18 protein-coding genes and 3 pseudogenes are annotated in these 23,759 nt (G+C 73.1%); 8 read left to right on the top strand and 13 right to left on the bottom strand.

Going from position 1 to position 23,759, the window contains the following annotated elements; all coding sequences use genetic code 11:
* Positions 1-19: 19 nt before the first annotated feature.
* On the top strand, positions 20-589 hold the full coding sequence (locus AB0K80_RS13300; RefSeq protein ID WP_365668900.1) for a putative glycolipid-binding domain-containing protein: 570 nt from the start codon (positions 20-22) through the stop codon (positions 587-589).
* Here the strand turns inward: AB0K80_RS13300 and AB0K80_RS13295 are convergent.
* Positions 586-2,223 (bottom strand): ABC-F family ATP-binding cassette domain-containing protein, encoded by a 1,638-nt coding sequence (locus tag AB0K80_RS13295; protein ID WP_365668898.1) that lies wholly within the window; start codon positions 2,221-2,223, stop codon positions 586-588. The genes AB0K80_RS13300 and AB0K80_RS13295 overlap by 4 nt on opposite strands.
* Positions 2,224-2,304: 81 nt before the next feature.
* Positions 2,305-3,326 (bottom strand): annotated as a pseudogene (locus tag AB0K80_RS13290) (oxidoreductase).
* 66 nt (positions 3,327-3,392) lie between these two features.
* Between AB0K80_RS13290 and AB0K80_RS13285 the strand changes: the two are divergent.
* Complete coding sequence (locus AB0K80_RS13285; RefSeq protein ID WP_365668896.1) at positions 3,393-4,343, top strand: FAD-dependent oxidoreductase; 951 nt, start codon at positions 3,393-3,395, stop codon at positions 4,341-4,343.
* Between the two features lie 154 nt (positions 4,344-4,497).
* Here AB0K80_RS13285 and AB0K80_RS13280 read toward each other — a convergent pair whose 3' ends face one another.
* Together AB0K80_RS13280 and AB0K80_RS13275 are read right to left on the bottom strand one after the other, a co-directional pair.
* On the bottom strand, positions 4,498-6,237 hold the full coding sequence (locus AB0K80_RS13280; RefSeq protein ID WP_365668894.1) for a BCCT family transporter: 1,740 nt from the start codon (positions 6,235-6,237) through the stop codon (positions 4,498-4,500).
* Between the two features lie 307 nt (positions 6,238-6,544).
* A complete protein-coding gene (locus AB0K80_RS13275) occupies positions 6,545-8,500 on the bottom strand; it encodes a Xaa-Pro dipeptidyl-peptidase (RefSeq protein WP_365668892.1) in 1,956 nt (651 codons plus the stop codon).
* An 81-nt stretch (positions 8,501-8,581) separates the two neighbouring features.
* On the opposite strand from AB0K80_RS13275, the pseudogene AB0K80_RS13270 reads away from it, so the two are divergent.
* Positions 8,582-8,747, top strand: a pseudogene (locus AB0K80_RS13270) (M1 family peptidase); the annotation flags it as partial.
* Between the two features lie 9 nt (positions 8,748-8,756).
* On the opposite strand, the gene AB0K80_RS13265 reads toward AB0K80_RS13270, so the two are convergent.
* Positions 8,757-10,223, bottom strand: coding sequence for an amino acid permease (locus tag AB0K80_RS13265; protein WP_365668891.1), 1,467 nt, complete (start codon positions 10,221-10,223; stop codon positions 8,757-8,759).
* A 268-nt stretch (positions 10,224-10,491) separates the two neighbouring features.
* Here AB0K80_RS13265 and AB0K80_RS13260 point away from each other — a divergent pair, with 268 nt between their 5' ends.
* The gene (locus AB0K80_RS13260) at positions 10,492-11,196 is read left to right on the top strand and encodes a MerR family transcriptional regulator (RefSeq protein ID WP_365668889.1); all 705 of its coding nucleotides are present in this window, start codon (positions 10,492-10,494) and stop codon (positions 11,194-11,196) included.
* On the opposite strand, the gene AB0K80_RS13255 is transcribed toward AB0K80_RS13260, so the two are convergent.
* The 4 genes from AB0K80_RS13255 to AB0K80_RS13240 all read right to left on the bottom strand — a co-directional run bounded on the left by AB0K80_RS13255 (position 11,182) and on the right by AB0K80_RS13240 (position 16,291).
* Positions 11,182-13,368, bottom strand: a complete 2,187-nt coding sequence (locus tag AB0K80_RS13255; protein WP_365668887.1) for a 3-hydroxyacyl-CoA dehydrogenase NAD-binding domain-containing protein — start codon at positions 13,366-13,368, stop codon at positions 11,182-11,184. The two genes, AB0K80_RS13260 and AB0K80_RS13255, sit on opposite strands and share 15 nt — an antisense overlap.
* A 35-nt stretch (positions 13,369-13,403) precedes the next feature.
* Positions 13,404-14,618: an acetyl-CoA C-acetyltransferase gene (locus tag AB0K80_RS13250; RefSeq protein ID WP_365668885.1), complete on the bottom strand. Its 1,215-nt coding sequence runs from the start codon at positions 14,616-14,618 to the stop codon at positions 13,404-13,406.
* Complete coding sequence (locus AB0K80_RS13245) at positions 14,615-15,790, bottom strand: CaiB/BaiF CoA-transferase family protein (protein ID WP_365668883.1); 1,176 nt, start codon at positions 15,788-15,790, stop codon at positions 14,615-14,617. Before AB0K80_RS13245 ends, AB0K80_RS13250 begins: the two co-directional genes overlap by 4 nt.
* A 90-nt stretch (positions 15,791-15,880) precedes the next feature.
* Positions 15,881-16,291 carry an MmcQ/YjbR family DNA-binding protein gene (locus AB0K80_RS13240; RefSeq protein ID WP_365668881.1) on the bottom strand — a complete coding sequence of 137 codons (411 nt, stop codon included), beginning with the start codon at positions 16,289-16,291 and terminating at the stop codon, positions 15,881-15,883.
* Positions 16,292-16,383: 92 nt separating this feature from the next.
* Between AB0K80_RS13240 and AB0K80_RS13235 the strand changes: the two genes are divergently transcribed.
* Positions 16,384-17,562 carry a saccharopine dehydrogenase NADP-binding domain-containing protein gene (locus AB0K80_RS13235; protein WP_365668879.1) on the top strand — a complete coding sequence of 393 codons (1,179 nt, stop codon included), beginning with the start codon at positions 16,384-16,386 and terminating at the stop codon, positions 17,560-17,562.
* A 44-nt stretch (positions 17,563-17,606) separates the two neighbouring features.
* On the opposite strand, the gene AB0K80_RS13230 is transcribed toward AB0K80_RS13235, so the two are convergent.
* Both AB0K80_RS13230 and AB0K80_RS13225 read right to left on the bottom strand, forming a co-directional pair.
* Entirely contained in the window at positions 17,607-17,753 is a 147-nt protein-coding gene (locus AB0K80_RS13230) for a hypothetical protein (RefSeq protein WP_365668877.1), read from the bottom strand.
* Between the two features lie 62 nt (positions 17,754-17,815).
* On the bottom strand, positions 17,816-18,520 hold the full coding sequence (locus tag AB0K80_RS13225; RefSeq protein ID WP_365668875.1) for an endonuclease V: 705 nt from the start codon (positions 18,518-18,520) through the stop codon (positions 17,816-17,818).
* Between the two features lie 33 nt (positions 18,521-18,553).
* Between AB0K80_RS13225 and AB0K80_RS13220 the strand changes: the two are divergent.
* Positions 18,554-18,796: pseudogene (locus tag AB0K80_RS13220) on the top strand (YciI family protein); the annotation flags it as partial.
* Between the two features lie 19 nt (positions 18,797-18,815).
* Here the strand turns inward: AB0K80_RS13220 and AB0K80_RS13215 are convergent.
* Positions 18,816-19,142 (bottom strand): plasmid stabilization protein, encoded by a 327-nt coding sequence (locus AB0K80_RS13215; RefSeq protein WP_365668873.1) that lies wholly within the window; start codon positions 19,140-19,142, stop codon positions 18,816-18,818.
* Between the two features lie 70 nt (positions 19,143-19,212).
* Positions 19,213-20,400, bottom strand: coding sequence for an oxidoreductase (locus AB0K80_RS13210; RefSeq protein ID WP_365668871.1), 1,188 nt, complete (start codon positions 20,398-20,400; stop codon positions 19,213-19,215).
* 322 nt (positions 20,401-20,722) lie between these two features.
* Between AB0K80_RS13210 and AB0K80_RS13205 the strand changes: the two genes are divergently transcribed.
* Together AB0K80_RS13205 and AB0K80_RS13200 are read left to right on the top strand one after the other, a co-directional pair.
* On the top strand, positions 20,723-21,139 hold the full coding sequence (locus AB0K80_RS13205) for an SsgA family sporulation/cell division regulator (RefSeq protein ID WP_365668869.1): 417 nt from the start codon (positions 20,723-20,725) through the stop codon (positions 21,137-21,139).
* A 588-nt stretch (positions 21,140-21,727) separates the two neighbouring features.
* Positions 21,728-23,353 (top strand): ABC-F family ATP-binding cassette domain-containing protein, encoded by a 1,626-nt coding sequence (locus AB0K80_RS13200; protein WP_365668867.1) that lies wholly within the window; start codon positions 21,728-21,730, stop codon positions 23,351-23,353.
* Positions 23,354-23,759: the final 406 nt, after the last annotated feature.

Below are 23,759 nucleotides of genomic sequence, written 5' to 3'. Positions count from 1 at the left end.
CCGCTCGTAGGGTGGCGGTATGACCACGTCGCGTGTACTGACCTGGGACGTCACGGCGAGCCGGGGCTACGAGACCGCCTGGGTGGACATCGAGGGCGACAGCCTGCGGGCGCGGGGCCGGGCGGTCGGGGTGACGCCCGAGCCCTACTGGGTGTCGTACGAGCTGGACACCGGGGAGGGGTTCGTGACGCGCCGGCTGCTGGTGACGGCCGAGACGGCGGGCCGTACCCGCACGCTCGATCTGCGGCACGACGGCCGGGGCGGGTGGACGGCCGACGGGGAACGGCTGCCGGGCATGGACGGCGCCCTCGACTGCGATCTGGGCCTGTGCCCGCTCACCAACACCATGCCCGTGCTGCGCCACGGCCTGCACCGGGCGCCGGGCGAGCAGGAGTTCCTGATGGCCTGGGTGTCGGTGCCCGGGCTGACGGTCCGGCGGTCCCGGCAGACCTACCGCCATCTGGGGCGGACCGAGGGCGGCGCCCGGGTGCGCTTCGTGTCGGGCGGGTTCCGTGCCGACCTGGCCTTCGACGCGGACGGTCTCGTGCTGGACTACCCCGGTCTGGCGCGGCGCCTGACCCCCCGTTAGCGCTCCGTCACCTTGCCGTCGGCCACCTCCAGGCGGCGGGTCACCCGTACGGCGTCCAGCATCCGCCGGTCGTGGGTGACCAGCAGGAGCGTGCCCTCGTAGGCGTCGAGGGCCTGCTCCAGCTGCTCGATGGCGGGCAGGTCGAGGTGGTTGGTCGGCTCGTCGAGGACCAGGAGGTTGACGCCGCGGCCCTGCAGCAGGGCGAGGGCCGCGCGGGTGCGTTCGCCCGGGGAGAGTGTCACGGCCGGACGCACGACGTGGTCCGACTTGAGGCCGAACTTGGCCAGCAGGGTGCGGACTTCGACCGGTTCGGTGTCGGGGACGGCGGCGCAGAAGGCGTCGAGGAGGGTCTCCGGGCCGTAGAAGAGGCCTCGGGCCTGGTCGACCTCGCCGAGCCGGACGCCGGAGCCGAGCGAGGCGTGCCCGGCGTCGAGCGGGACGCGGCCGAGCAGGGCGGCCAGCAGCGTGGACTTGCCGGCGCCGTTCGCGCCCGTCACCGCCACCCGGTCCGCCCAGTCGATCTGCAGGGAGACCGGCCCGAGCACGAAGCCGCCGCGCCGCACCTCGGCGTCCCGGAGCGTGGCGACCACGGCTCCCGAGCGCGGGGCCGCCGCGATCTCCATGCGCAGCTCCCACTCCTTGCGGGGCTCTTCGACGGTCTCCAGCCGCTCGATCATGCGCTGGGTCTGGCGGGCCTTGGCGGCCTGCTTCTCGCTGGCCTCGCTGCGGAACTTGCGGCCGATCTTGTCGTTGTCGCCCGCCTTGCGGCGGGCGTTCTTCACGCCCTTGTCCATCCAGGTCCGCTGCATCTGCGCCCGCTCCTGGAGCGCCGCCTTCTTGTCGGCGTACTCCTCGTACTCCTCGCGGGCGTGCCGGCGGGCCACTTCGCGCTCCTCCAGGTAGGCCTCGTAGCCGCCGCCGTAGAGGGTGATGCGCTGCTGGGCGAGGTCGAGTTCGAGGACCTTGGTGACGGTGCGGGCGAGGAACTCGCGGTCGTGGCTGACGACGACGGTCCCGGCGCGCAGGCCGCCGACGAAGCGCTCCAGGCGCTCCAGGCCGTCCAGGTCCAGGTCGTTGGTGGGCTCGTCGAGGAGGAAGACGTCGTAGCGGGACAGCAGCAGGGAGGCGAGGCCCGCGCGGGCGGCCTGGCCGCCGGACAGGGAGGTCATCGGCTGGTCGAGGTCGACGGCCAGGCCGAGCGAGTCGGCGACCTCCTCGGCGCGTTCGTCGAGGTCGGCACCGCCGAGGGCCAGCCAGCGCTCCAGGCTCGTCGCGTACGCGTCGTCCGCGCCGGGCGCGCCGTCGACCAAGGCCTGGGTGGCCTCGTCCATCGCGTGCTGCGCGTCGGCGACACCGGTGCGGCGGGCCAGGAACGCCCGTACGGTCTCGCCGGGCCGGCGCTCCGGCTCCTGCGGCAGGTGGCCGACGGTCGCGGCCGGCGGGGACAGCCGCACCTTGCCCTGCTCGGGTGCGGTCAGCCCGGCGAGCATCCTGAGCAGCGTGGACTTGCCCGCTCCGTTGGCTCCGACGAGACCGATCACGTCCCCGGGGGCGACGACGAGGTCCAGCCCGGTGAACAGGGAGCGGTCGCCGTGCCCGGCGGCGAGGTTCTTGGCGACGAGGGTGGCAGTCATCAGAGAGCAGATCCTAGTGGTGGGCCCGGGCCGTGCGCGTCCCCGTTCCCGGCGGCCCGCGGCCATGTCCTTCCGGGGGGCTCAGTGCGCCACGGCCGCCACCAGCACGCTTCCCGAGGTCCGCGCGACGACGAAGGACCGGTCCTTCACCGCCTTGGCCTCCAGCGGGATGCGGTGGCGGCCCGGTTCGAGGATGCCGTCGAAGACCTCGTGGGTGTGGGTGCGGTACAGACGGTCGAGGCGGTACGCGGTGAGCCGTACGCGGCACGGGGAGGTGACCTCGACCTCCGCTGCGGCGCCGGCGGCGGTCAGGGCGGTGAGGCGGCGCCGGGCGACCGGGCTGCGGTCGAGGGCGTGTTCGATCTGCGCGACCAGGAGGGGGATGATCGGGGCGAGGCCGTCGACGTAGGCCACGTCGATGCCGGCGCGTGCGAAGGCGCGGCGCACGGCGGTGCGTTCCTCCTCGCCGACGGCGCGGCCGAAGGCGACGGCGCCGTAGCCGCGCAGTTCCTCGGCGGGGACGTCGCGGGCGTCCTGGGTGATGTCGGCGCCGATGCGGAGGGTGCGCAGCGCGGCGGCGAGTCTGGCCAGGACGGCGGCGCGGGCGCCGATGAGCAGGACCCGCCTGCGTGCGCCCGTGGCGGAGCCGTCGAGCAGGGCGCCCAGGGCTGCGCGGTACTCGGCGCCGCGGAAGCGGAACGGGCCGATGCCGTGGTAGCCGTTGAGCTCGAGATCGGCGTGTTCGCCGGTCTGCCAGGCGAAGTCCCGCCAGACGACGTCGTCGCCGTCGCGTTCGATGGCCGCGGTGACGGCGCCGCACGCCAGGTCCTCGCACTCGGGGCAGCCGTAGATGACGTACCGGCCGCCGGGCAGCGGGGGTCCGTCTCCAGCAGCAGACTGCGGACCTGCGCGGTGAAGATCGCGGGTGGCACGTCGGAGGCCAGCGGGGAGACGGCGTCCAGGTCGCAGAGCCGGAACAGCAGCGGGCGTCCGTCGACGACGAAGTCCACGAACTCACGGTGGACCTGGTAGTCACCGCCTGCGAGGACTTCACCGGCCCGCGTCGCCGGGGCCAGGCCGAAGGTCGCGTACTCGGCACACATGCGGTGAGTATCCCCACACAGCGCGTGATATGAGCACGGCATGACATATTCCGCTACCGTCCCGGCATGGCGAGCGGGCAGCGGGCGGACATCGTGGTGGTGGGCGGCGGGGTCGTCGGGCTGACGACGGCGATCGTTCTCGCCGAGCGCGGCAGGCGGGTACGGCTGTGGACGCGGGACCCGGTCGAGGGGACCACCTCGGCTGTCGCCGGGGCCCTGTGGTGGCCGTACCACATCGAGCCGCCGGCGTCGGCGCGCAGGTGGGCGCTGGGGTCGCTGGACGTGTACCAGGAGCTGGCGGCGCGGCCCGAGGTGACCGGCGTGCGCCTGGTCGACGGGGTGCTGGGTGCCGGTGCCCTGGACGGGGCGGACACGTGGGTGGCCGACCGGGTGCCGTCCCTGCGCGCGGCGCCGGCCGAGGAGTACGGCGTGACGGGCCTGCGGGCGCGGCTGCCGCTCATCGACATGCCGGTGCATCTGGCGTTCCTGCGGGAGCGGTTGCTGGCGGCGGGCGGGGTGGTGGAGAGCCGTACGGTGTCCCGCGGGTTTCCGGAGGTGGACGCGCCGGTCGTCGTCAACTGCACGGGGCTGGGGGCGCGGGACCTCGTGCCGGACGCGTCCGTACGGCCCGTGCGCGGGCAGTTGGTGGTCGTGGAGAACCCGGGGATCGACACGTGGGTCGTCTCCGCCACCGCCGGCGGGGAGATGACGTACTTCTTCCCGCAGCCCGGGCGGCTGGTGCTGGGCGGCACGGCCGAGGAGGGCGTGTGGTCGACCGAGCCGGATCCGGCGGTGGCCGAGGCGATCGTCGCGCGGTGCGCGGCGCTGCGGCCGGAGATCGCCGGGGCGCGGGTGCTGGCCCACCGGGTGGGCCTGCGGCCCGCGCGGGACACGGTCCGGCTGGAACGGGAAGCGCTGCCGGACGGGCGGCTGCTGGTGCACCACTACGGCCATGGCGGCGCGGGGGTGACCGTGGCCTGGGGGTGTGCGCGGGAGGCGGCCGGGCTGGTGCCCTGAGGGAGCACCTCCGGCTCGCTGAGCCGCTGCCCGCCGCGCTCCCCCGCCGCCACCCGTCCGGCGCGGCCGGAGCGCACCACCGGTGGTGACGTCGGTCCTTTCGCCGCTGTGCGCCCCGCCCTTCGCCGCTGTGCGCCCCGCCCGGGTCAGCCGCTCAGTGCTTGCCGATCGGGTCGCCCTCCACCTCGGGGCCGGGCCCCGGGCCCACGCGGATCTGGAACTCCCCGTCGTACTTCTCGTGGCCCTCGATCACGGCCAGTTCGACCACCTCGGAGCCCATCTGCTCGCGGACGATGAGCGGGTCCCCGCGCAGGTCCCGCATGAGGGCGACGCACATCAGGATCATCACGACGACGAACGGTGCCGCCGCGAGGATCGTGAGGTTCTGCAGGCCCGTCAGCGCGTCGCCCTGGCCGCTGCCGACCAGCAGCATCACGGCGGCCACCGCGCCGGTGACCACGCCCCAGAACACCACGACCAGGCGGCCGGGTTCGAGCGCGCCGCGCTGGGAGAGGGTGCCCATCACGATCGAGGCCGCGTCGGCGCCGGAGACGAAGAAGATGCCGACGAGGATCATCACCAGCAGGCTGGAGACGGTGGCGAGGGGGAACTCGCGCAGCACGGCGAAGAGCTGGCCCTCGGGGGTCGACTCGTCGGCGAGGTGCCCCTGCTGCTTCATCTTCATCGCCGAGCCGCCGAACACCGCGAACCAGACCAGGCTGACCGTACTGGGCACGAGGATGACGCCGCCGATGAACTGCCGGATCGTCCGGCCCCGGCTGATCCGGGCGATGAACATGCCGACGAACGGCGTCCAGGAGATCCACCACGCCCAGTAGAAGACGGTCCAGTTGCTCAGCCAGTCCGCGACCCCCTCGCCGCCACTGGCCTCGGTGCGCCCGGCGAGCTGGGGAAGGTCGCCGAGGTAAGCGAAGACGGAGGTGGGCAGCAGATCGAGGACGATGATGGTCGGGCCGGCCACGAACACGAACAGCGCGAGCACCAGGGCCAGCACCATGTTCGTGTTGGACAGCCACTGGATGCCCCGCTCCACGCCCGAGACGGCGGAGGCGACGAAGGCCGCGGTCAGCACGGCGATGATCGTGACGAGCAGCCCGGTGCTCACCTTGTCCATCCAGTGCAGTTCCTCGACGCCGGAGCCTATCTGGAGCGCGCCGAGACCGAGGGAGGCCGCGGAGCCGAAGACGGTCGCCACGATGGCGAGGATGTCGATGACCCGGCCGGCGGCGCCGTTGGCGTGCTGCTCGCCGAGCAGCGGGGTGAAGACGGCGCTGATGGTCTGGCGGCGGCGCCGGCGGAAGGTGCTGTACGCGATGCCGAGGCCGACCACCGCGTAGATCGCCCACGGGTGCAGCGTCCAGTGGAACAGGGTGGTGGCCATGGCCGTTTCCATGCGGTCGCCGGAGTCGGCCGGGTCGGTGCCCGGCGGTGCCGTCGCGTAGTGCGCGAGCGGCTCGCTCACGCCGTAGAACATCAGGCCGATGCCCATGCCGGCGCTGAACATCATCGCGACCCACGACACCGTGCGGAACTCGGGTTCCTCGCCCTCAGCGCCGAGGCGGATCCGGCCGTAGCGGCTGGCCGCGAGCCAGAGGGCGAAGACGACGAAGCCGGAGGCGGCCAGCATGAACGCCCAGCCGCCGTTGTGCATCAGCCCGCCGAGCATGCTGCTGGAGACGTCCGTCAGCGAGTCGGTCGCGGCGGCGCCCCAGATGACGAAGGCGAGGGTGAGGACGGCCGTGACACCGAACACGATCCGGTCGGTGCGGGGCCGTGCCGGATCGGGGAGGCCCGCTTCCGAGCCCGGCAGCGAGCCTCCCGCGGGGCGGTCCGTGCCACCGTGTCGTTCCTGCGGCTGCTGGTCCTGTGTCACAGGCGCCACCTTTCTCTGGGACAGGGGAGGCGGACGTTCTTCCTCCGCTACGCCCCTACCACGAGTGGCGCGAACTCATCCCTGCGCAGTCCGGATCGGAACGACGAGGCCCTGGTGCGCGACCTGGCGGCCAAGTCCGGCGTACTGGTCGTCGCGCCAGGCCGTCGAGACCGACGCGGACTGGGTACCTCAGCCCGGCCGCCGAGTTCGGCTTCTTGAGGGCGACGTGCTGCCGACCGACGCCGACGGGAAGTCGTTCATCTCCGGCGCCGACTACGCCATCGCCTTCGTCGACGAGTTCCGCGGATCACCGGCCCCCCTCCGGGATGCGGTGGGCGGTACGCGGCTGGCGTACGCCGTCCAGTTCGGCCGCCGGGGGCGTCGCGGTGGGCGCGCCCGCGGTGGCGCGGGCGAACGCGGCCGGGCCGCCGGTGAACGGGACGCGCGCCGAGGTGCGGGCCAGGTCGAGGGTGAGCGTCGGGGTGTCGGCGGGAGGCTCGATGAGGCCCCTGTCGGTGCCCGCGACGATCAGCGCGAGGCGGTGGCCCTTGGGCACGACGTGGTCGGTGGCCGCCAGGTCGAGGGTGATCGTGTACGCCCTGCCCGGGGTGAGCGGGGCGCCCTTGCGGCCGGAGGCGTGGGTGCCGAGGTCGGCCCAGCCCCGGCTGACGATCGTGTAGTCGACGCCGGTGGTCTTGGCCCGGGTCTCCTTGAAGCAGGCGCTGTCGCCCGGCGTGCTCGCGCCCCAGCAGGTGCGGTCGGTGAGGGTGGTGATGCCCTCGGCGTCGTCGGCGTAGTCGCGGATGGTGGCGGGGCCGAGGTCGACCAGGACGGCGGAGAGGTGGGCCGTCGCGGTGGTGGGGGTCGCGGTCACGGTGACCTTGGAGGAGCCGGCCAGGCGCAGGTCGCGGGTGAGCGGCCGGGTGGTGAAGCCCGCCTTGTCGGGGGTCGGTGTGTCGATGCGGGCGGCCCAGTCGGTCTCGCTCAGCCGCCGGTCGTCGGTGAAGGCGGCGGTGCCGCGGCCGGGGGTCAGGCCAAGGGTGCCGACGCCGTTCCCCGCGCCCCGCCCGGGCCTGAGGACCGTGGGAGCGGTGCCCCGGGGCGGCCAGACGGAGGAGGTGACCCACTGGTCGGGCCGGCGCTCGACGTCGGCCATCGGCTCGCGGTCGATGCCGTTGTCGTAGCCGAGGAGTTCGTGGTCGAACCAGCGGTGCAGGGTCCTGACCCACGCGGCCCGGCGGAAGTCGAACGGGTCGACGTGGCCGGTCTGGGAGAGCCAGATCTTGCGCTCCACGCCGTGCCGGGCGAGGGCGTCCCACCACTGGCCGAAGTGCTTGGCGCGGACGTTCAGGTCCTGCATGCCGTGCACCACGAAGACACTGGCCTTCACCCGGGCGGCGTCCTTGACGTAGTCGCGCTCGGTCCACAGCGGGGTCCAGTCGCCGGTGCGCGGGGCGCCGTCGACGAGTTTGCGCTGGACGGGACCGCACTGTTCGCGGGCCGCGGGGCTCTCGATCGCGTCGGACAGCCAGTCGGGGCCGGAGTCGTACAGGGGGGCGCCATGCTGGAAGTAGTAGTCGTACCAGGAGGAGATGGCGCCGATCGGGACGATGGTCCGCAGGCCCTTGACGCCGGTGGCGGCGACGCCGTTGGCGACCGTGCCGTCGTAGCTCTTGCCGATCATGCCGGTGCGGCCGTTGGTCCAGCCGGCCTTGGCGCGGGTCGTGCCGGTGCGGGTGGTGTACGCCGTGGCGCGGCCGTTGAGCCAGTCCACGACGGCCTTCGCGGAGAGGATGTCGGAGCGGCCGCCGACGTCGACACAGCCGTCCGAGCGGTTGGTTCCGGCCAGGTCGACACCGACGACGGCGTAGCCGCGCGGCACGAAGTAGTTGTCGTAGAACAGCGGCATCTGCACGACGCGGCCGTCGGCGTCGTACGTCTTCTTCTGGCTCTCGTTGCCGCGCCCGCAGCAGGAGTAGTACGGGCTGGCGTCCATGATGACGGGAACCTTCCGGCCCCGCTGGGCGGGTTCGCGGGGGCGGACGATGTCGACGGCGACCCGGTCGGTGCGGCCGTCGCGGTCCTCGTCGAGTCCGGTGTCCACCCAGACGGCCTCGCGGATGGCGTGGGTGTAGGAGTAGACGGGCCGGCTCTCCCGCGGGGCGGCGCCGGCCACGGCGGGGGTGAGCAGCGTGGCCGTCAGGGCGGCCGTCGCCACGGCCGCCAGCGGTCTCAAGGTCGTCAAGCGCGTGCGTTTCGGCATGCGGCGGACGGTACATCGGGCAACTGCCGTACAGAAGAGGGCACCTGACGGCCAGAAGGGTTGTGTGTGGCCGAGAAGTGGTGGTGGTTCCCCAGCAACGACCACCTCGCTCGACAAGGCGACCTACGACGTGTCGGTGCTGGTGCCGGACGGCACGCAGGCCCTCTCCAACGGCCGTCTGCTCAGCACCCGTTCACAGCTGTGCCGGACCCGCTGGAACTGGCGCTCCGCCAAGCCGCAGGCCACCTGTGGTCCGCTACCTCGTGAGGTCCGACAGCTCCTGGTCGGCGGTCTGTGACACCCGGCGGCGGATGCCGAACCAGCCCGCGACCAGCATGGCCGCGATCAGCGGGATCAGCAGCAGCGTCTTGCGGCCGACCTCGGGGTCGTTCCACATCATGCCGAGGCAGGCCAGCAGGAAGGCGATCGTGGCGATCTCGGTGACCGGGCTGCCGGACAGCCGGAAGTGCGGCCGGGCGACCAGGCCTGCCTTGGCCCGGCGAACGAAGATCAGGTGGCAGATCATGATGATCACCCAGGTGCTGATGATGCCGAGGGAGGCGACGTTCAGCACGATCTCGAAGGCCTGGCTGGGCACCAGGTAGTTCAGGCCGACGCCGAGCACGCACACCGCGCAGGTCAGCAGGATGCCGCCGTAGGGAACCTGGCTGCGGTTCATGCGGGCGGTGAACTTCGGGGCGGAGCCGGCCGTCGCCATGGAGCGCAGGATGCGGCCGGTGGAGTACAGGCCCGAGTTCAGAGACGACATCGCGGCCGTGAGGACGACCAGGTTCATCACGTCGCCCGCCGCCGGGACACCGATCTTGGACAGCACCGTCACGAAGGGGCTCTGGTCGGCCGAGTAGACCGAGCCGGGCAGCAGCAGGGCGAGCAGGACGACCGAGCCCACGTAGAACAGGCCGACCCGCCACATGATCGAGTTCACCGCGCGCGGGACGACCTTCTCCGGCTGTGCGGTCTCCCCCGCGGCGACACCGACCAGCTCCAGAGCGGCGTACGCGAAGATCACGCCCTGCATGACCAGCACGACGGGCATCAGGCCGTGCGGGAACACCCCGCCGTTGTCCGTGATCACGCTCAGGCCCGGCGTCTGCCCGCCCACCTCGTGCCGGGTGGCGAGCAGGAAGACGCCGATGAGCATGAAGCCGACGAGCGTGGCGACCTTGATGATCGCGAACCAGAACTCCATCTCGCCGAAGATCTTCACCGAGATGAGGTTGACGGCCAGCACCACCGCGAGGGCGGCCAGGGCGAGCACCCACTGCGGGATGTCGGTGAACAGGCTCCAGTAGTGCGTGTACAGCGCGATCGCGGTGATGTCGGCGATACCGGTCGTGGACCAGTTCAGGAAGTACATCCAGCCGGCGACGTACGCGCCCTTCTCGCCGAGGAACTCGCGCGCGTACGACACGAAGGACCCGGACGACGGCCGGTACAGGACCAGCTCGCCTAGCGCGCGGACGACGAAGAAGGCGAAGACGCCACAGACCAGGTAGGCCAGCGCCAGTGCCGGGCCCGCGTTGTGCAGGCGGCCGCCGGCCCCCAGGAAGAGGCCGGTGCCGATGGCGCCGCCGATGGCGATCATGTTGACGTGGCGGGCCTTGAGGTCCTTGCTGTAACCGGCGTCGCCCGCGTCCGCGGGCACTCGGGCCGCATCGGTGCGCGGTGCGACCGCAGCCGTGTTCACGGCGTCCTTGCTCACGGGTGGTTCCACTCTCTGGTGCGCCCGGACGTCGTGGGCCCGGGTGTCCGTACGGTGACTTGGCCCGCACCACCCTTGTGACGCGGCACAGACCAAGGCAGCACTTTCCCATACGCCGCGCCCGCATTCGGTGGTCCGCGTCACAGAGCGTTACTTCTCACACGATCCACGGCGGGTGTCCACAGCGGCCACCGGCCGTTCACGCCGTGGCCACAGCGGTGTGCGCGTGAGGTGTCACAGCACTGGTGGGACAGCGATACTGCTGCCCATGACGACCGACACCGAGCAGCCGACGCTGACGATCGACGAACTGGCGGCCCGGGCCGGCGTCACGGTGCGCACGGTCCGCTTCTACGGCACGAAGGGGCTGCTGCCGCCCCCGGTGATCGGCCCCCGGCGCGTGGGGCACTACGGCCGGGAGCACCTGGCCCGGCTGGCGCTGATCGAGGAGCTGCAGCAGCAGGGCATGACACTGGCGGCCATCGAGCGCTACCTGCGGCAGCTGCCGCCGGGGCTGAGCGCGCACGACCTGGCGGTCCACCGGGCGGTGGTGGCGTCCTGGGCGCCGGACACGGTGCAGACCATGCCGCGCGCGGAGCTGGAACGGCGGGCCGGGCGGCCGCTCACCGACGAGGAGGTGGAGCGGCTCGCCGCGATGGACGTGGTGCGTCCCGCGAACGGCGCGTTCGACGTCGACCTCGGGCTGCTCCGGCTCGGTGTGCGGCTCCTGGACGTACCGCTGTCCCAGGAGGCGATCCTCGCGGCGCGCACGGTCCTCATCGACCACTCACGCGCCGCGGCTCACGAGCTCTCCCAGCTCCTGCGCGGCGAGGTCTCCCAGCGGGATGCGCGGGATGTGAAGTCCCTATCCGCCCACATGCAGCCGCTGGTGGTGCAGGCGCTGCTCACCACCTTCCAGCGGTCGCTGAAGGAGGAGCTGGGTCAGTGGCTCACCGGGTCAGACACCGGCTGAGTCGCTGAACCGCTCCCCCTTCTCGGCCTTCTCCACCAGCAGCGCGGGCGGCAGGAAGCGGTCCCCGTAGCGCTCGGCGAGTGCACGCGCGCGGGCCACGAAGCCCGGCAGGCCACCGTCGTATCCGTTGATGTACTGCAGCACGCCCCCGGTCCAGCCGGGGAAGCCGATGCCGAGGATCGAGCCGATGTTGGCGTCGGCGACGGAGGTCAGCACGCCCTCTTCCAGGAGCCGGACGGTGTCCAGCGCCTCGGCGAACAGCATGCGTTCCTGCATGTCCCGGAACGGGATGCGGGCGCCCTCGCGCGTGAAGTGCTCCCGCAGGCCCGGCCACAGGCCCAGGCGCCTGCCGTCGTCCCCGTAGTCGTAGAAGCCGGCGCCGCCGCTGCGGCCGGTGCGGCCGAACTCCTCGACCATGCGGTCGATGACGGCCTCGGCGGGGTGCGGGGTCCAGGTGCCGCCCGCCTCCTCCACCGCCCGCCGCGTCTCCTGGCGGATCTTGCGGGGCAGGGTCAGAGTCAGGTCGTCCATCAGGGACAGCACCTTGGCGGGGTAACCGGCCTGGGCCGCCGCCTGCTCGATGGACGCGGGCTCGATGCCCTCGCCGACCATGGCCACGCCCTCGTTGATGAAGTGCCCGATGACCCGGGAGGTGAAGAAGCCGCGCGAGTCGTTGACGACGATCGGCGTCTTGTTGATCTGCCGGACCAGGTCGAAGGCGCGGGCGAGCGCCTCCTCGCCGGTACGCCGGCCCTTGATGATCTCGACGAGCGGCATCTTGTCGACCGGCGAGAAGAAGTGCAGCCCGATGAAGTCGGCCTGCCGCTCCACCCCCTCGGCGAGGGTGGTGATGGGCAGGGTGGAGGTGTTGGAGCACAGCAGCGCGTCCGGCGCGACGACCTCCTGCACCTCCTGAAACACCTTGTGCTTCAGCGCGGTGTCCTCGAAGACGGCCTCGATCACCGCGTCGCAGCCCGCGAGGTCGGCGACCTCGGCGGTGGGGGTGATGCGGGCCAGCAGGGCGTCGGCCTTCTGCTGGGTCGTACGGCCCTTGGCGACGGCCTTGGCGCACAGTTTCTCCGAGTAGCCCTTGCCCTTGACGGCCGCTTCCGGCGAGACGTCCTTCAGGACGACGTCGATGCCCGCGCGGGCGCAGGCGTAGGCGATGCCCGCGCCCATCATCCCGGCGCCGAGGACGGCGACCTTGCGGACCTGGCGCGGCTCGACGCCCCGGGGGCGGCTGGCGCCGGAGTTGACGGCCTGGAGGTCGAAGAAGAAGGCCTGGATCATGTTCTTCGCGGTCTGCCCGACGGCGAGCTCCACGAAGTAGCGGGCCTCGATGACCTGAGCGGTGTCGAAGTCGACTTGGGCGCCCTCGACGGCGGCGGCCAGGATGGCGCGCGGGGCCGGGTAGGGGGCGCCGCCCGTCTGCTTGCGCAGGGTGGCCGGGAACGCGGGCAGGTTGGCCGCGAACTTGGGGTGGGAGGGCGTGCCGCCGGGGATGCGGTAGCCCGGCCGGTCCCAGGGCTGCTGCGACTCGGGGGTGGCGTCGATGAAGGCGCGGGCCTTGGCGAGCAGCTCGTCGTGGGTACCGGCGAGGTCGTGGATCAGGCCGTTGTCCAGGGCGCGCCGGGGGCTGTACTGGGTGCCCTGGAGCAGCACCTTCAGCAGGGCGTCCGCGATGCCGAGCAGACGGACCGTACGGACCACACCGCCGCCTCCGGGGAGCAGGCCGAGGGTGACCTCCGGGCAGCCGATCTTCGAGCCGGGCGCGTCGAGGGCGACGCGGTGGTGGCAGGCGAGGGCGAGCTCGTACCCGCCGCCCAGGGCCGCGCCGTTGATCGCCGCGACGACGGGCTTGCCCAGGGTCTCGATGCGGCGCAGGTTCCGCTTGATTGCCATGCCGCCGTCGAACAGCTCCTGCGCGGTCTCGGGCGTGACCCGGATCAGGTCGCGTAGGTCGCCGCCCGCGAAGAAGGTCTTCTTGGCGGAGGTGACGATGATGCCCCGGATGCTGTCCTTCTCGGCCTCCAGGCGGTCGGTGACGGCGGCCAGCGAGTCGCGGAACGCCTGGTTCATGGTGTTCGCCGACTGGTTCGGGTCGTCGAGGACGAGGGTGACGACACCGGTGTCGTCCTGTTCCCAGCGGATCGTGGTGGGCTCAGTGCTCATGGGGAGGTGCTCCGTAGGTATCCGTCGGGAAGGGGTCAGAGACGCTCGATGATCGTGGCGATGCCCATGCCGCCGCCCACGCACAGCGTGGCCAGGCCGTAGCGCTTGTCCTGGCGCTCGAGTTCGTCGACGAGCGTGCCGAGGATCATCGCGCCGGTCGCGCCGAGCGGGTGGCCCAGCGCGATGGCGCCGCCGTTGACGTTGACCTTGTCCAGCGGCAGGTCCATGTCCTTGGCGAAGCGGAGCACGACGGCCGCGAACGCCTCGTTGATCTCGACCAGGTCGATGTCGTCGATGGTCAGTCCGGCCCGGGCGAGCGCCTTGCGGGTGGCGGGGGCGGGACCGGTGAGCATGATGGTCGGCTCGGAGCCGGAGACGGCGGCGGAGACGATCCGCGCGCGCGGGGTGAGCCCGTAGCGCTCGCCGGCCTCCTTCGAGCCGATCGCGACGAGCGCGGCGCCGTCGACGATTCCGGAGGAGTTCCCCGCGTGGTGGACGTGGTCGATCTTCTCGACCCAGTGGTACTGCTGGAGCGCGACCGCGTCGAAGCCGCCGAGTTCGCCGATGTCCGCGAAGGACGGCTTGAGCCTGGCGAGGGAGTCGGCGGTGGTGCCGGGCCGCATGTGCTCGTCGTGGTCGAGGACGACCAGGCCGCTGCGGTCCTTCACCGGGACGACGGACCGGTCGAAACGGCCCTCCTTCCAGGCGGTGGCGGCCCGCTCCTGCGACAGGGCGGCGTACTCGTCGACGTCGCGGCGGGAGAAGCCCTCGACGGTGGCGATGAGGTCGGCGCTGATGCCCTGCGGCACGAAGTGGACGGCGAGGTTGGTCATCGGGTCGTTGAACCAGGCGCCGCCGTCGGAGGCCATCGGCACGCGGGACATCGACTCGACGCCGCCCGCGAGGACGAGGTCCTCCCAGCCGGAGCGGACCTTGGCGGCGGCCATGTTGACGGCCTCCAGACCCGAGGCGCAGAAGCGGTTCTCCTGCACGCCGGCGACCGTGTCGGGCAGCCCGGCGGCGAGCGCGGCGATCCGGGCGATGTCGGAGCCCTGGTCGCCGACGGGGCTGACGACACCGAGCACGATGTCGTCGACGGCGGCCGGGTCCAGGCCCGGGAAGCGGGCGCGGATCTCGTGGATGAGTCCGACCACCAGGTCGACGGGCTTCGTGCCGTGCAGGGCGCCGTTGGCCTTGCCGCGTCCGCGCGGGGTGCGGATCGCGTCGTACACGTACGCTTCGGTGCTCACGAGGAGGCCTTTCGCTGAAGGTGTGCAGGGGCGCTTCGGGGTTCGCGAAGGAGTCGGGGGACGTCCCAGTCCCGCGCCACGTCCTGTGTGCCGGCGCCCGGCCGGGCCGGCCCGGAGCGGACGGCCGTGGGGGTCGCGGAGAAGCGCGGAGCGGGGGCGGGCTGGGTGAGGCCGCCGTGGTCGGTGAAGGTGCCGCGGGCGGCGAGGTGCGGGTGGTGCGGGGCCTCCGCCAGGGACAGGACGGGCGCCACGCACGCGTCGGTGCCCTCGAAGACGGCCGTCCACTCGTCCCTTGTGCGGGTCCTGAAGCGGGCCTCGATGCGCGCGCGCAGTTCGCCCCATCGGGCGATGTCGGTGCGGGGCGGTGTCTGGTCCGGGAGGCCGAGGAGGTGCAGGAACTCGTCGTAGAACCGCTCCTCCAGGGCGCCGACCGCCATGTAGCGGCCGTCGGCCGTCTCGTACGTGCCGTAGTAGGGGCAGCCGCCGTCGAGGAGGTTGGCGGCGCGCCGGTCCTGCCAGGCGCCGGCGGCGAACATGCCGTGGATCATCGCGGCGAGGTGACTGGCGCCGTCGACGATGGCGGCGTCGACGACCTGCCCGGTGCCGGTGACCCGTGCGTGGTGCAGGGCGGCGAGCACGCCGACGACCAGGTACAGGGAGCCGCCCGCGTAGTCGCCGAGCAGGTTGGCCGGGGGCGGGGGCGGCTCGCCGGGGCGGCCGATCATGCCCAGGGTGCCGGTGACGGCGAGGTAGGTGAGGTCGTGGCCGGCGCGCCGGGCCAGCGGTCCGTCCTGGCCCCAGCCGGTCATACGGCCGTAGACCAGCCGCGGGTTGCGGGCGTGACAGGCCTCGGGGCCGACGCCGAGGCGTTCGGCGACGCCGGGGCGGTAGCCCTCCAGCAGGACGTCGGCGCGGGCGGCCAGGTCGAGGACCCGGTCCGGCCCGTCCGGGGCCTTCAGGTCGACGAGCACCGAGCGCTTGTTGCGCAGGGTGATGTCGTACGCCGGGTCGATGGCCAGGCCCGGTCCGCCGGGCCGGTCGACGCGGACGACGTCGGCGCCGAGGTCGGCCAGCAGCATCGCGGCGAACGGGCCGGGGCCGATGCCGGCCAGCTCGACCACGCGCACGCCGGACAGCGGGCCGTGCCCGGGCGTCCTCGCCTCTGCTGCCATCGGGCCCCCAGCTCTGTGACACAACCGGTGTTACACCGGTGATGTTAGGAACGTGTTTCCCCCGGCACAAGGTTCCGGGCGAGCAAGCGCTTAGCCATGTCGTCCGTCGCTGGTGCCGCTCCGGCGGCCGTCCAGTTCGGCCGTCAGCCGTCTGGGGGCGATCACGCGATAGCTCTCCTCCACCCAGTCGCACAGCAGCTCCGCGCCCGGGGCACCCGCCGCCTCCAGCGGGATGCTCACCCAGCCGGACCTGCCGAGCCCGTACCCGGCCGGTGCCGCGCCGGGGCAGGCCAGCGCGTGGGCGTGGGCGGTCTCGTCCGTCAGTTTGACCGTCACGCCCACGGGGTGACCGCCGTCCTCGACGCCGAGGAAGACGAACACCTTCTTGCTGACCTTCACGACGGACTCGCCCCATGGGAACTCCTCCACGGCACCGGGCAGTCCCAGGGCGAACTCGCGCACTTTCTCCCGCTTCCGCAGGGCGTTCGTGGGTACCGCCATCGCGTTCCTCCGGGCTCGTCGTCGGGCTGCGCACTCCTCACGCTAGCCTCGGCCACCGACAGCGGCGCGGGCTGCAGCGAGCGAGGGGTGTCATGAGCAGGCTGAACAGGACGGACCGTCCGTACGACATCGTGCTCTTCGGGGCGTCCGGGTTCGTCGGGAGGCTCACCGCGCAGTACCTCGCGGCCCACGCGCCCGAGGGGCTGCGCTGGGCGATCGCCGGCCGGAACACGCTGAAGCTGGAGCGGCTGCGGGAGGGCCTGCCCGGCGGCGCGGACATCGGTGTGCTGCGGGCGGACGTGTCCGAGCCGGACTCGCTGCGCGAACTCGCCCGGCACGCGCGCGTGGTGGCCACGACGGTGGGCCCGTACGTGACGTACGGCGAGGAGCTGGTCGCCGCCTGCGCGGACGCCGGCACGGACTACCTCGACCTGACGGGTGAACCCGAGTTCGTGGACCTGATGTACGTCCGGCACGACGCACGCGCGCGTGAGACCGGTGCGCGGCTGGTGCACGCCTGCGGTTTCGACTCGGTCCCGCACGACCTGGGCGTGTACTTCACGGTGCGGCAGCTGCCGGAGGGCGTGCCGCTGACCGTGGACGGTTTCGTGTCGGTCGACGCGTCGTTCTCGGGCGGGACCTTCGCCTCCGCCCTCACCCAGGTCGCCCGGCAGCGTCAGATGCGGGCGGCGGCCCGGGACCGGGGGCGCCACGAGCCGCGGCTGGTGGGCCGCCGGGTGTCGGCGCCGACGGGCGCTCCCCGGTTCGCGAAGGAGGCCGGCGCCTGGGCGTTGCCGATGCCGACCATCGACCCGCAGATCGTGCGCCGGTCGGCGAAGGCGCTGGAGCGGTACGGCCCCGACTTCCGCTACCGCCAGTACGCGGCCGTGCGGCACCTGCCGGTCGCGGTGGGCTCGGTGGCGGCCGTCGGCGCGCTGGTCGCGGCGGCCCAGCTGCCGCCCGCCCGGCGCTGGCTGTCCGGCCGGCTGCGGCCCGGCGAGGGGCCGGGCCCCGAGAAGCGCGCGAGGAGCTGGTTCTCCGTGCGCTTCGTCGGCGAGGGCGGCGGCCGGCGGGTGTACACGGAGGTCGCGGGCGGCGACCCGGGGTACGACGAGACGGCGAAGATGTTCGCCGAGTCGGCGCTGTGCCTGGCTCTGGACGACCTCCCGGCAACGGCCGGTCAGGTCACGACGGCGGTCGCGATGGGCGACGCGCTCATCGGCCGGCTGCGCGCGGCGGGCATCCGCTTCCGCGTGGCCATGACCCGCTGAGGGGCCAGAGCCCCTGAGGCACCGCGACCCGCTGGGCCCGCGCCCTACAGGGGCCAGGCCGTCAGGGTGTAGATCATCCCGGCGATCCAGGCGAGTCCCGCCAGCAGGGCGAGGACCAGCCCGACGATCACGGCCCGCTCGACGGGCTGGCTGGGGTGGGCGGCGGGCTTGGGGGCACGGTGGGTCGGCATGCGGCCCAGCCTGCCGACCGGGGCGGCGGCCCGGCATCCGTACAGGTACTCAGAGTCCGTACTCAGACGGCCGGGCCCGAACCCGTCGCCTCGCGCAGCGCCCCGCGGCACAGGGCGTCGGCCCTGCGCGTGGTCTCGGGCAGGCGGTAGGCGGGGGTCAGGGCGAGCGTGTGGGCGCAGGCGTTGGCGAGGCTCACGCGGTGCCCGACGGAGACGAAGACCGGCTTGACGGCGTCGCGGGTGCGCAGCGCGCGGCCGACCTCCTCGGTCCCGGCCCGCAGCGCGGACCAACTGCCGCGCGGCTCGGGCGGATCGTCGTAGGTGAAGGTGAAGGGGTTCTTGGCGACGCCGATGGTGGGCAGGCCGGTGAGCACTCCGAGGTGGCTGGCCAGGCCGAACCGGCGGGGGTGGGCGAGGCCGTAGCCGTCGCACACGACCAGGCCGGGCTCGCACGGCAGCGCGTCGAGCGCGGCGAGGACGGCGGGGATCTCGCGGAAGGCGAGCAGGCCGGGGACGTACGGGAAGGAGACCCGGCCCACGGCGGTGGCCTCGGCGACCACGTCGAGGCTCGACGCGTCCAGGACGACGGCCGCCGCCGCGACGAGGTCACGGTCGTCGTCGTACGCCACGTCGACCCCGGTCACCCGGCCCGTGCCCGGCGGCGGGCCGGGCTCGTCGAGCACGACGCGGGCCTTGAGTTCGTCCTGGACGACGCGGGCCTGCTCCTCGGTGGCGGGCCAGCCGGCGGGAGTGCGTACGGTCGTCATGGTGGCCCCGAGCCTACGGGCCCGGTAAGCGCCGTGCCGTCGCCGGGGTGGGCTCCCTGGCTGGACGAGCCGTACGACAGGGGGGTGTTCCTCGCCTCCGGGGCAAGAACCCCCGCGACGGCGGGGTGACCATCGCCGTCGCGGGGGACCGCGCGCCCGTCGAGGAGCTCACCGCGCAGGACCCGTTCGTGGTGGCGGGCCGTGTGCGCGTGCCGCGACGTGGAGTTCACCGCGACGAAGACGGCACCCGCGCCGGAGCGCTACAGGGAGACGCTTCGAGCGGTCATTCGAGCGGTCACTTGCCGCCCAGCGCGCGCTGCAGCTCGCTCTTGTTCATGCTGGAACGGCCCTGCACGCCGCGGCGCTTGGCCTCCTCGTACAGCTGCTCGTAGGTGGGCCCCTGGGAGCCCTGCCCGGACCGCCGGCCGCCGCGCTCGGCGGAGGACATGTCCTGCTTCGAGGTGCGGCTGGCGGTCTTCGACTCGCCGGAGCGGGCGCGTTCCTTGTTCACCGTCCGCGCGGCGATCTCCTTGGCGCGCCCGGTGCTCTCGCCCCGGTCCTGCGCGCTCTTCTTGATGTGCTCGTACTGACGCTCCCTCTTGGGGCTCGAACCGCGTGGCATCTGCGCTCACTTCCTCTCTCTCGCAGTGAACGGGTACCCACACTGCCGACAAACAGGGCACAGCGCGCGCTCAGTGCTCCAGACGTGCCACCCGGCCCTTCTCGCCGGCGGCCCAGCATCCCTGCTGCCGGGTGCAGTCGACGGTGTCGTACGAACCGGTGTCGACCGTCCGCCAGGTGCGGCCGGCGTCCATGGTCAGGTCGGTGCCGGTGGGGCCGACCGCGAGGGCGGCGGTGCGGCTGTGCGGGAGCCAGGCGACGCCGGAGCGGTAGGCGGGCGGCGGTGCGGCGGCGGGGCGCCAGGTGCGGCCGCCGTCGGCGGTGTGCGCGGCGGCCGCCGGCGAGCTCTGGTCGGGGCGGTGGTCGCCGCCGACGGCGAGGCCGTGGCTGCGGTCGCGGAAGGCGAGGGCGAAGACGCCGCGGGCCGGATCGCCCGCCGGCAGCGGGGTGTCGGCGGCCGTCCAGGTGCGTCCGCGGTCGGCGGAGTGCAGTACGCGCGCGCGTGCCGCCCCGCCGGTCGCCAGCCAGACGTCCTTCGGCCCGGAGGCCACCAGGCACTGGCCGCCGGCGGCGAAGCCGGCCTCGCCCTCCAGCGCGGCCGGCATGCCCGTGCTCGGCAGCACCGTCCAGGTGCGGCCGCCGTCACCGGTCGACAGGATGCGGAACCTGCCGTCCACCGGGTCGCTCATGGCCAGGCCGTGCCGGTGGTCGAAGAAGGTGAGGCAGTCGTAGAAGGCCCGCGGGTCGGTGTTGCGGAAGGTCTCCGACCAGGTCGCTCCGCCGTCGTCGGTGCGGTACACCCGGGACGCCTCGCCCTCGCCGATGGCCAGGACGACGGCCCGGCGCGCGTCGAACGCCTCGACGTCCCGGAACTGCACATCGCCCGCGCCCGGCGGTGAGACGTTCCGCCACGTGGCTCCGCCGTCCGTGGTGCGCAGGACGGTGCCCTTGGTGCCGGCCACCCAGGCGGTGCTCGGGCTGACGGCCGCGAGGCCGCGGAACCGTACGTCCGCGGTGCCGGTGTCCTTCAGCCGCCAGTGCGGCGTGCCGTGCGGCCGCTCGTGCGGCGGGGCGACTTGGACCGGCGCGGCGGTCTGGACAGGTGCGGCGGCGGCGACCGGGGCAACGTGGGCCGATGCGGCAGCTTGGAGTGGTGCGGCAGCCGGAACAGGTGCGGCAGCGTGGACCGGTGCGGCGGTCAGTGTGGTCAGGGCCGCCGCGCACGCCGCCGCCAGGGTCGCGCCGCTCCGGGTCCGCACCCTCTGCCGTGTGCCGCTCCCCCGCGCCCTCGCCCCGGGTGTGCTCCTGCGTCGCGTGCTCCCCAAGCGCCTCATGGCGGGCGAAGCTAACCCACCGCCCCGGTGCCGTCCAGAGGGCCTCCCACCGGCCCGTCGCCGCCCGGCGCACGCCACCGGTCCCCGCCCCGGCACGTAAGACGAGCCACGCCACGCGCGTGTGCATGAAGGCGGTGATGGAGGTCACTCGCCTCTCGTGTGCACGGATTGGCTGATTCCGTCGTCTCTTCCAGTGCCCGGCCCGACCGCCCGGAAGTCCGTCCAGCCGTCACGAGGGAGCAAGGCGTTGTCCACCGTCATCGAGCAGCCCGTCGAGGCACGCCTCGTCGCCGCCGCGCCGCGTATGCCGAGCATTCCCGCCACGCTGCACTACGACCGGCGCGATCCGTTCGCCGTCCGCATGACCTTCCCGGCCCCCGCCACCCTGGAGGGCGTCGAGGTGTGCTGGACCTTCGCCCGGGAGCTGCTCGCCGCGGGCCTGCACGGCCCCGAGGGCCACGGCGACGTACGGGTGCGGCCGTACGGGTACGACCGGACCGTCCTGGAGTTCCACGCGCCCGAGGGCACGGCGGTCGTGCACATCCGCTCCGCTGAGGTGCGCCGGTTCCTGGAGGCCACCAGCGAGCTCGTGCCGGTGGGCCTGGAGCACCTCCAGCTCGACCTGGACCACGATCTGGCGGAGCTGATGCGGGACGCCTGCTGACGGGACGCGCCCAGCAGGCCGTTGAGCACGCCGTGGTCGAGACCGCCGGCGAGTGACGCGTACGTCCCGTCCGCCAGCGGCTGCCGTGCGGCACGGCGGACGAGCGCGTGCGCGGCCCGCTGCGGCGCCCGCGTCCTCGACCAGGCGGGCGCCGGCGATGTCCCGGGCGTTCGGCGGGACGAGCGGGCGGCCGGGCAGGTGCAGGGCGTGGAGGGCGCGGGGGCGTGATCGCGCAGGGCGGTGGCGTCGGTCATGCGGACCACTCAACTCGCCGGGCACCCGGTGGGGCTGGCAGGCGCGTTAATGCGTTGACAGCCTTCCAGGCCCCTCGTACGTTGAAGAAGGTCCTGTTGCCGCCGATTGGAGAAGGACGTTGCTCGTCTGAGGTCCTGAGACACCGCGTCACACCGGTGAGGTGTGTGCGTCATGGTGTGCGACCTCGGCGTTCGAGCCGTCCTCGCGGAGCAGGGCTTCTCTCATGCCCGGCATGCCCAGGACCCGGCCCTCCGGCCCGTCGTCGCCCTCGCGCGGTGTCTCGACACGCGTTGCCCCCTGACCGCGTCAAGCAACCGCGAGGCCCGCATGCCTATGTCCACGTCCCTCAGCTGTACCTCCCTGTCCTTCACCTGGCCCGACGGCACCACCGTCTTCGACGGCCTCGACGTCTCCTTCGGTCCCGGACGGACCGGACTCGTCGGCGTCAACGGCTCAGGTAAATCAACCTTGTTGAAGCTCCTCGCCGGAGAGCTCGCCCCCTCCGGCGGCACCGTCCGCGTCACCGGTGAGGTCGGGTACCTCCCGCAGAACGTCACGCTCGACACCGCCCTGCGGGTGGATCAGGCCCTCGGCATCGCCGCGCAGCGGGCCGCCCTGCACGCCATCGAGGCGGGCGAGGTCGCCGAGGAACACTTCGAGACCGTCGGCGACGACTGGGACGTGGAGGAGCGCGCCCTGGCCACGCTCGGCGAACTCGGGCTCGGGCACGTCGGCCTGGACCGCACCGTGGGCGAGGTCTCGGGCGGCGAGTCCGTGCTGCTCCGGCTGGCCGCGCTGCTGCTGCGCCGCCCGGACGTGCTGCTGCTCGACGAACCCACCAACAACCTCGACGTGTACGCCCGCAGGCGGCTGTACGCGGCCGTCGAGTCCTGGCCGGGCGTGCTGGTCGTGGTCAGCCACGACCGTGAACTGCTGGAACGCGTCGACCAGATCGCCGACCTGCGTGCCGGGGAGATCACCTGGTACGGCGGCAACTACTCGGCGTACGAGGAGGCGCTCGCCGTCGAGCAGGAGGCGGCCGAGCGGATGGTGCGGGTCGCCGAGGCCGACCTGCGCAGGCAGAAACGCGAACTGTCCGACGCGCAGGTGAAGTTGGCGCGCCGCAAGCGGTACGGGCAGAAGATGTGGGACAACAAGCGTGAGCCCAAGGTCGTCATGGGTGAGCGCAAGCGCCAGGCCCAGGTCGCCGCCGGCAAGCACCGCATCATGCACGAGGAGAAGCTCGCCGAGGCCAGGGAGCGGCTCGACGAGGCGGTGGAGGCGGTCCGGGACGACGACGAGATCCGTGTCGACCTGCCGTACACGGCCGTACCGGCGGGCCGCGCCGTGCTCACCCTGCGGGACCTGCGCCTGGCGTACGGCGCCCGCGTCGAGCGCGGTTTCGATCTGCACGGCCCCGAGCGCATCGCCCTCATCGGGCGCAACGGCGCGGGCAAGACGACGTTGCTGCGCACCATCGCCGGGGAGCTCCAGCCGGTGGCGGGTGAGGCGACGGCGCATGTCCCGCTGCGGTTCCTGCCGCAGCGGCTGGACGTCCTCGACGGTGAGCTGAGCGTCGCCGAGAACGTGGCCCGGTTCGCGCCGGACGCCACGCAGAACCGGATCCGGGCCCGGCTGGCCCGCTTCCTGTTCCGGGGCGCCCGGGCCGACCAGAAGGCGGCGACCCTGTCCGGCGGCGAACGCTTCCGGGCCACGCTGGCCGCCCTGATGCTGGCCGAGCCCGCACCGCAGCTGCTGATGCTGGACGAGCCGACGAACAACCTCGACCTGGCCAGTGTCCGGCAGCTCACCACCGCGCTGGAGTCCTACGAGGGTGCGCTGATCGTGGCCAGTCACGACCTGCCCTTCCTGGAGTCCGTCGGCATCACGCGCTGGCTGCTGCTGGAGGACGGGGAGTTGAAGGAGGTCACGCCGGAGGCTGTCGGGTTTCCCGCGTAGCGTGTGGGTGGCTCGGGTGGCATGGCTGCCGTCGCCGGGCTGGACGGGGGTGTGTGCCGGAAGCGGAGGCACGTACGCACCGGCGAGCAGCTGCGGCGCATGGCGGCTCTGCCCGTGCCGGCCGCCGACCGGTGCGACCGCGTGGCGCGGCCCGCGCACCGGTATACCCCTGCCGGCGTGCGGGCCGGGCCACGTGCCGTGCCGCCGACCCGGGGTAGGCCTCGACCACCCGGCGGGCACGACCGGCAGCCCCGGCCGTGGGCCGGTGGGCGCGGCAGGCGGGCGGGCCTAGCCCAGACCAGCGGGCGTGCCCCGGACCGGCAGGCCCGGCTGGCCGGCGCGGCCGAGGGCCGGTGGCTGCTCCCCTGGGCCGGGCGCGGCACGGACCGGCGAGCACGACCGGCTA

This window comes from Streptomyces sp. NPDC052682, from assembly GCF_040678435.1.
Classification (GTDB): domain Bacteria; phylum Actinomycetota; class Actinomycetes; order Streptomycetales; family Streptomycetaceae; genus Streptomyces.
The sequence above is the reverse complement of the archived record's forward strand: the minus strand, read 5'-3'. Positions and strand labels throughout refer to the sequence as shown.

What these genes read in the sequence shown, in the direction of transcription:
- AB0K80_RS13245 (WP_365668883.1), bottom strand. Translation starts at nt 15,790, where the DNA reads ATGGCAGCAGAGGCGAGGACGCCCGGGCACGGCCCGCTGTCCGGCGTG.
- AB0K80_RS13215 (WP_365668873.1), bottom strand. Translation starts at nt 19,142, where the DNA reads ATGCCACGCGGTTCGAGCCCCAAGAGGGAGCGTCAGTACGAGCACATC.
- AB0K80_RS13285 (WP_365668896.1), top strand. Translation starts at nt 3,393, where the DNA reads ATGGCGAGCGGGCAGCGGGCGGACATCGTGGTGGTGGGCGGCGGGGTC.
- AB0K80_RS13240 (WP_365668881.1), bottom strand. Translation starts at nt 16,291, where the DNA reads ATGGCGGTACCCACGAACGCCCTGCGGAAGCGGGAGAAAGTGCGCGAG.
- AB0K80_RS13200 (WP_365668867.1), top strand. Translation starts at nt 21,728, where the DNA reads ATGTCCACGTCCCTCAGCTGTACCTCCCTGTCCTTCACCTGGCCCGAC.
- AB0K80_RS13295 (WP_365668898.1), bottom strand. Translation starts at nt 2,223, where the DNA reads ATGACTGCCACCCTCGTCGCCAAGAACCTCGCCGCCGGGCACGGCGAC.
- AB0K80_RS13255 (WP_365668887.1), bottom strand. Translation starts at nt 13,368, where the DNA reads ATGAGCACTGAGCCCACCACGATCCGCTGGGAACAGGACGACACCGGT.
- AB0K80_RS13225 (WP_365668875.1), bottom strand. Translation starts at nt 18,520, where the DNA reads ATGACGACCGTACGCACTCCCGCCGGCTGGCCCGCCACCGAGGAGCAG.
- AB0K80_RS13300 (WP_365668900.1), top strand. Translation starts at nt 20, where the DNA reads ATGACCACGTCGCGTGTACTGACCTGGGACGTCACGGCGAGCCGGGGC.
- AB0K80_RS13235 (WP_365668879.1), top strand. Translation starts at nt 16,384, where the DNA reads ATGAGCAGGCTGAACAGGACGGACCGTCCGTACGACATCGTGCTCTTC.
- AB0K80_RS13275 (WP_365668892.1), bottom strand. Translation starts at nt 8,500, where the DNA reads ATGCCGAAACGCACGCGCTTGACGACCTTGAGACCGCTGGCGGCCGTG.
- AB0K80_RS13230 (WP_365668877.1), bottom strand. Translation starts at nt 17,753, where the DNA reads ATGCCGACCCACCGTGCCCCCAAGCCCGCCGCCCACCCCAGCCAGCCC.
- AB0K80_RS13260 (WP_365668889.1), top strand. Translation starts at nt 10,492, where the DNA reads ATGACGACCGACACCGAGCAGCCGACGCTGACGATCGACGAACTGGCG.